Source organism: Corallococcus praedator (assembly GCF_003612125.1).
Lineage (GTDB): Bacteria > Myxococcota > Myxococcia > Myxococcales > Myxococcaceae > Corallococcus > Corallococcus praedator.
The window spans coordinates 1-2333 of sequence record NZ_RAWI01000690.1; the positions used below are offsets into that span (position 1 = coordinate 1).

2 protein-coding genes and 1 pseudogene are annotated in these 2333 nt (G+C 68.9%); all 3 read right to left on the minus strand.

Going from position 1 to position 2333, the window contains the following annotated elements:
- Window positions 1-237, minus strand: a pseudogene (locus D7Y13_RS40875) (DNA-3-methyladenine glycosylase family protein); the annotation flags it as partial.
- Between the two features lie 56 nt (window positions 238-293).
- Window positions 294-782, minus strand: a complete 489-nt coding sequence (locus D7Y13_RS40880; RefSeq protein ID WP_120533398.1) for a hemerythrin domain-containing protein — start codon at window positions 780-782, stop codon at window positions 294-296.
- Between the two features lie 82 nt (window positions 783-864).
- Window positions 865-2333 (minus strand): FAD-dependent oxidoreductase (locus D7Y13_RS40885; RefSeq protein ID WP_244222461.1); only part of this gene is annotated, 1469 nt, incomplete at its 5' end.

The following is a 2333-nucleotide window of genomic DNA, read 5'->3' on the forward strand; positions in this document are numbered from 1 at the left end:
CCGTTCGCACACCCGCCCGAAGATGGTCGCCGCCGCGCGGCCGTGGAGCTGCTGGTAGACGATGGAGTGCGCCAGCGCCTCGAAGGGGCTGTGCAGCGGGCTGCGCTCCATGCGGAAGGGGCCCACCGTCTTGAAGAGGGGCCCGAGCGTCGGGTCGGCCTTGAGCAGCGAGCGCCGCACGGCGGGCGTGTACGCTTCTGGGAGCAACGAAGGGGATGGGGCGGGAGCGCGCGGCATGGGCCGCATGCTGCCCGGCCCCCTGCCACGCGCAACCCCGTTCCCACGCGCTCCGCCTAGATGGGCGCGGCGCGGTCGGTCTCCTCCGGCACGTCCATGCGCGGCTCGCCGTCCATCAGCGCGTCGAACTCCTCCTCCATCTGGATGCCCAGGTCCTCCAGCTGCTCCTTGCTCATGAGCTTGCGGGCGGACTTGAAGAGGTCCTTCTCCTCCTCCTCGACGTGGTGCTCCACGTTCTCCTGGAGGACCTTCATCTTGGCGTCGAACTCCTCGTCGTCCGCCTCCATCTCCAGCAGGTCCGCGATGAGGCGCTTGACGACGAGGTGCTCCTCCACCGCCTCGCGCAGCTCGTCCTCGGTGTCCTCCTTCTTGAGCGCCGGATAGAAGTACAGCTCTTCAATCTTCGCGTGCGCGCCCAGCCGGTCCGCCACCTGCTCGAAGATTTCCTGCCGCTGCCCGTCGTCGTGGTCCGCGAGCTTCTCGTACTTCTTGAACAGCTTGGCCACTTCCTCGTGCTGCTGCTTCAGAAGATCCAGTGCGTTCATGTCGTCCCCCAGGGTGAGTCGGATTCCGGTGCTGATAGATGGGGGTGGAGGCCCGTGAATGGAAGTCACCCACCCGCACTTCTCACTTCACCGGCAATTTCCGCGACGGCAGATCCTTCATCGCGGGGCCGTTGAGCACGCGGCCGGTGGGGCTGAAGCGGCCGCCGTGGCACGGGCAGTCCCAGGAGCGCTCCGCGTTGTTCCAGTGCACGTGGCACCCCAGGTGCGTGCACACGGGGGACACGGCGTGCGCGGTGCCGTCGTCCTCGCGGTAGACGGCCACCTTGCGGCCCTCCACTTCGAGAATCTTCCCCTCGCCGGGGGCGACGTCCGCCAGTTGACGCCCGTCCGGCTTCGCCAGGCGGTCCGCGACGAAGCGGAAGGCCACCTCCGCGTTCTCCTGGATGAAGTCCTTCGCGCTGGCCTTGGGCTTCACGCGGCCCGGTGCGTACAGCGCGGCGTAGGGGTTCTCGTTGCCGAGGATGAGGTCCGACACCACCATGCCGGCCAGCGTCCCGAACGTCATGCCCGTGCCGGAGAAGCCCGTGGCCACGTACACGTGGCGGCTGCCCACGTTGCGCCCGATAGAGGGAAGGCCATCCGCGGGTTCGATGACCTGCCCCGACCAGCGGTGGGTGAGCTGCTTCACGGGCAGGTGCTTCACCGCGTACTCCTCCAGCGCGGTGAAGCATGAGGCCGTGTCCTCCTCGCTTCCGACCTTGTGGTCCTCGCCGCCCACGATGACGTACGGCACGCCGTCCACCTGCTGCGTGCGGATGTAGTGATAGGGGTCCTGGCTGTCGTAGTACTGGCCCGCTTCCAGGGGCCCCTCCAGCGGCCCCGCCACCGCGTAGGTGCGGTAGGGGTAGAGCCGGGTGTGCATCGCCACGCGGTTGAGCGGCGTGGTGGTGGCCTCCACCACGACCTGGGCGGTGACGGTGCCCCGCTCGGTGACGACGCGACAGGGCGTGCCGTCGTACAGGTCCACCACCTTCGTGTTCTCGAACAGGTGGCAGCCGTCTCCGGGGAGGGCGTCCGCGAGCGCGAGCAGGTACTCGCGCGGGTGGAACAACGCCTGGTCCTCCACCCGCAGCGCGCCCTTCACCGGGAACGGCAGGGGCACGTCCTTGGTGAAGGAGGCCAGGAGCCCCACCTGCCTCGCGGCGGACACTTCGAGCAGCAGCTCGCGCAGCTCGCGGTCGGTCTCCGCGTACTTGAAGGCCGGCACCCGGGTGAAGCCGCACGGGATGGAGAGCGACTCCACCAGCGAGGCAATCTGTTCGATGGCGGCCCGGCTGGAGGACGCGGCCAGGTGCGCGCCCTTGTCACCGAAGTCCTGGAGGAGCGTGGTGTACGGCGTGTCCAACAGCTCCGTGAGGTGCGCGGTCGTCTGGCCCGTCTGGCCGGAGAGGACGCGGTGCATCTCCAGCACCGCCACCTTCTTGCCGGCACGCTTGAGCAGCCAGGCCGTCGTCAGTCCCGCGATGCCGCCGCCGATGATGGCCACGTCCACCGCGAGGTCGCCCGGCAGGGTGGGGAAGTCCCGGGGAG